Origin of the sequence: Streptosporangium sp. NPDC006013, assembly GCF_040614275.1 — a bacterium.
GTDB lineage: Bacteria > Actinomycetota > Actinomycetes > Streptosporangiales > Streptosporangiaceae > Streptosporangium.
The window spans coordinates 1-4279 of record NZ_JBEXUE010000677.1; the positions used below are offsets into that span (position 1 = coordinate 1).

4 protein-coding genes and 1 pseudogene are annotated in these 4279 nt (G+C 68.5%); 3 read left to right on the plus strand and 2 right to left on the minus strand.

Annotated elements, in window-relative coordinates; translation table 11 throughout:
- Positions 1-83: 83 nt before the first annotated feature.
- From ABZ260_RS47635 to ABZ260_RS47645, 3 genes and pseudogenes are all read left to right on the plus strand, one after another.
- Positions 84-524 (plus strand): annotated as a pseudogene (locus ABZ260_RS47635) (arginine deiminase family protein); the annotation flags it as partial.
- Between the two features lie 464 nt (positions 525-988).
- Complete coding sequence (locus ABZ260_RS47640) at positions 989-1483, plus strand: transcriptional regulator (RefSeq protein WP_030910010.1); 495 nt, start codon at positions 989-991, stop codon at positions 1481-1483.
- 216 nt (positions 1484-1699) lie between these two features.
- Entirely contained in the window at positions 1700-2833 is a 1134-nt protein-coding gene (locus tag ABZ260_RS47645; RefSeq protein WP_355549785.1) for a PP2C family protein-serine/threonine phosphatase, read from the plus strand.
- A gap of 170 nt (positions 2834-3003) precedes the next feature.
- On the opposite strand, the gene ABZ260_RS47650 is transcribed toward ABZ260_RS47645, so the two are convergent.
- Positions 3004-3450: an SAV_6107 family HEPN domain-containing protein gene (locus tag ABZ260_RS47650; RefSeq protein WP_355631637.1), complete on the minus strand. Its 447-nt coding sequence runs from the start codon at positions 3448-3450 to the stop codon at positions 3004-3006.
- Positions 3451-3800: 350 nt separating this feature from the next.
- A partial coding sequence (locus ABZ260_RS47655) for a L,D-transpeptidase (protein WP_355631640.1) occupies positions 3801-4279 on the minus strand: 479 nt, incomplete at its 5' end.

A 4279-nucleotide genomic window follows, 5' to 3' on the forward strand; every position in this document is an offset into this window, starting at 1 on the left:
TGCTCACGTGTCAGCAGGTCCGGGAAGTGTTCCCGGACCTCGGGATCGGCGTTCATCGCCGCCCAGGGATCCAGGTCGGAGTCCTGCCGAAGGCACGGGCCTTCATGCATCTGGACACGGTCATGACCAATGTGGACGTCGGGGTGTTCACCAAGTTCGCGGGACTGGGCATGTTGCCCTCCTACACCGTCGAGCCCGGCGACAACGAGAAGGAACTCAAGATCACCGACCATCCCCCCGAGGACATGCACAGAGCCATCTCGCGGGCGATCGGCCTGGACGACATCAAGGTCCTCAGCGCGACACAGGACGTGTACGCCTCCGAACGGGAGCAGTGGGACGACGGCTGCAACGTGCTGGCCCTGCGACCCGGCGTGGTCGTGGCCTACGAGCGCAACACCACCACCAACAACCACCTGCGCCGCAACGGGATCGAGGTCATCACGATCCGGGGCAGCGAACTCGGCAGGGGCCGGGGCGGCCCGCGCTGCATGAGCTGCCCGCTGGAACGCGACGGCGGCTGAGCCCTTCCGGGAGCCGGGCGGATCGCCGCCACGAAACGCCGATCCACGCCTCCGGCCGGACGGGACCGTCGCACCGGGTATTCCTCCCGGCCACCTTGTCGAAGATCATAGTCTGGTCGCCGCACCCAAAGATGATGTTGCCCCGAATCCCCCAGAAGAAGCCGGCATCCGGCGAAAATCCCGTAAAAACTAGAGGTTTCGCGATGCGCGGTAGGACAACTACCGCGTTTGAGGCGGACCACATCGGACCGGATTCGACATCTTTTTTCCAATCAGCTTGACCTTAGGCGCCCACAGCTTTACCGTCACTGTCCGTAACCACACCTCGTGGCGTTATCGGGTGAACCCTGACGCACCGGTCACCGAAGACGCCTACCCCGGGCGCCAACCCGGTGACCGGGGCATAAGTTGCGAGGTAGCACAATCAAGTTGAGAGCAGTACATACGAGCCGGGGGGCCACACCATGCCGTCTGAGTACGCCAAGTCGCTGGGTGCACGACTCCGCGCCATTCGCACCCAGCAGGGCCTGTCCCTGCACGGAGTCGAAGAGAAGTCCCGCGGGCGCTGGAAGGCGGTCGTCGTGGGCTCCTATGAGCGTGGCGACCGTGCCGTCACCGTGCAGAAGCTTGCCGAGCTGGCTGATTTCTACGGGGTGCCGGTCTCGGAGTTGCTGCCCGGAGGGGCTGCTCCCAGTCCTCTGGGCCCGACACCGAAACTTGTGATCGACCTTGAGCGCCTTGCCCAGCTCCCCAAGGAGAAGGCCGGCGCGCTTGCCCGCTACGCGGCCACCATCCAGAGCCAGCGTGGCGACTACAACGGCAAGGTGCTGTCCATCCGCCAGGAGGACCTCCGCTCCCTTGCCGTGATCTACGACAAGTCCCCCAGCGAGCTCACCGAGGAGCTCATCGGCTGGGGCGTCCTGGACCCCGAGGCGCGCCGCGCCGTCGAGTCCTTCTGACCGTCTGACCGGTCGTGGGTGCGCCGGAACCGGCGTGCCCACCCCGCTCTAAAAATCTTGCTCTCAGCAGAACGTTAGCTTCATTCCGCCCCGGCCCACGGCCACTGTGGTAGGAAAAGGCAAACATTCGATTGGCGAGACACGGTGGACATGACTTCGGGAGATGATCGGCTCGATCACTCTCGACCGCGCTCAAAAAGCCGTCTCCACTCGGTCATGGTGTCGCTGGGATCGACCAGGACGCGCACCTTCCTGCGGTTGCTGGCATCGATCGGCACCACCAGGACCCAGGACACCCTGAAGCTGCTGCCGTTCGTCGTCATGGCCGTGGTGGCCGTGATCGACTTCGGCTCGGGCCCCACGTCCGGCCTCCTCCCGCTGCTCGCCCTCGGCCCGGCCTTCGCCAGTGTGGCCTGCGGCCTGGCCCGCACCACCGTGATCGGCGTCGTCGCCCTGATGCTGTGCGTCGCGCTCGGCCTCTACAACGACATCCTCTGGACGCCGCGTACCAACATCACCATGTTCGCCATCCTCGGCGTCACCGTGGCCAGCGTGCTGGCCAGCGCCGGGCGGCTGCGCCACGAGCGCCAGCTCGCCGACGTGCGCTCGGTGGCCGAGGCCGCCCAGCGGGTGCTGCTGCGCCCTGTGCCCCGCCGCGCCGGTCCCGGCATAGGCGTGGCCGTCTCGTACACCTCCGCCACGGCCGAGGCCAGAATCGGCGGTGACCTGTACGAGGTCGTCACCACCCCGCACGGGGTCCGGATCATCGTGGGAGACGTGCAGGGCAAGGGCCTGGAGGCCGTGGAGACCGCGGCCGTGGTGCTCGGCGCCTTCCGCGAGGCGGCCCACGACGAGAAGAAGCTCCAGGGCGTCGTGGCACGGCTGGAGAAGGCACTGACCCGCGAGTTGTCCGGCGAGCAGTTCGTGACCGCCGTACTGGCCGAGATCCGCGGCGGTTCCACCATCGCCGTCATCAACTGCGGCCACCCCCCGCCCATGGTGCTGGACGCCGAGGGCACGATCTGGTTCGCCGACCCGCCGGACGAGGCCCTGCCGCTGGGCATGAGCGCACTACAGGCCAGCAAGCCGCAGCCGCACCACATCCCTTTCGAGCCGGGGGACCAGGTCCTCTTCTACACCGACGGGGTCATCGAGGCGCGCAACGGGTTCGGCGAGTTCTACCCGCTACCGGAGCGGGCGCACCTGCTGGACGGTGAGGACGACCCTCAGGGGTCGCTGGACGCTCTGCGCGCGGACCTGCTCCACCACGTGGGCAGACCGCTGGGCGACGACGCCGCCATGCTCCTGCTGCGCCACCGCGCCGTCCAGGAGAACTCCTCCGCGGCGTAGACCGCCTCGGGTCCTGCCCGCCGCGTCGTCGCCGGTCACCGCCGCCGGTCGTCAAGGCAAGCCGCGACGCCCTCCTCCGGCCTCGCGACACCGTCTGACCAACCGTCTGGACCAACCGTCCGACCAACCTCCTGACCAACCTCGCCACGGCGAGATCCGCCGGAGGGGGCCTAACCCGCCAGCGGGACGTGGCCCGGGAGCACGGGTTGCGCCGGCATCCCGAGCAGGTTCTCGACCTCGATGACGAAGCGCTCCGCCTCGGAGATGAGCTCCTCGGCGTCTCGCGACGACACCGTGCGGGTCAGCCCCGCCTCGGCGGCGGCCCGCTTGGCCGCGCTCGTCTCGAAGTAGGGCGCCCACTCGGCCAGCCGGGGCTCGGCCTCGGGGAGCAACTCCCAGGCACTGCGCAGCCTGCGCCTGCGGCCCTGCATGGGACGGGGGCGCGCGGCCAGGACGGCGGCGGCCGCCCTGAGCGCCGCGAGGTGGGCCGCGACGTAACGAGCGGCGGAGGTCCGGGCGGCGGCGGCCTCTTCGAGACAGTCACGCGCGTCTGTGAGGTGCGCCCGCACCGTGGGGGACAGTCGGGGCCCACCGGAATCGCCGAGCCGAGGGGTCATGTGCGTCAGCCTCCTTGGTCGCAAGCGGCTCCCGGCGTTTTCACCGGCGGTGTCAACATTCGCAGACCCCACCGACAAATCCACCGGGCGGCCGGACGAGGAGCTTCCCCTCTCCCCGCCCGCCCTGACCTGGGCCCGATCGTCTCCTCCGACGACGTGGACCCGGCCGGCCACCCTGGACACGGGCTGCGAGCCCCGCGTCATTACATCGAACATAAATTCGACCACTAATACTGTCAAGTAAAACGGCGAACAAAAGTTCGATCTTCTGATATGACAGACATGACGGAGGCCCCGGGAGATCTCCGTCTCCCGGGGCCTCCGCTCGCCGGTTCGCCCGCTCCGCCGCGCTACCGGGCGAACCTGCCTCGGACATGCACCGGCACCCCGGTGCCGAGCAGGCCGGGAAGGACCTCCGCCACGTGCATCGGCAGCCGGACACAGCCGTGGGAGGCGGGTGCCAGCGGCACCGACAGCGCGCCGTGGAAGGCGATGCCCCCGTTGAAGAAGATCGGGTTGTAGAGCTGGCCCAGGTAGGACTTGTGCCAGCCGTCCCTGCGCCAGGTGGTCTTGTAGTCGCCCGTCGGCGTGCGGGCGTCGCCGCAGAACCGCTGGGTCTTGCCCTCCCAGGTGGCCGTCTCGCAGTAGGCGATCCCACTGCCCGAGGAGGTGTGGCTGATCAGCCGCACCGCGCCGTTGACGTAGAGGACCATCACCTGGGTGGTGAGGTTCACCTCCACCCGGGTCGGCTTACCCCCGGGGACGAGCACCTTCGGCGCCAGCGGACTCTCCAGGGCCTGCCAGGTCCTGCGCGCCACGGTGCTGGTCG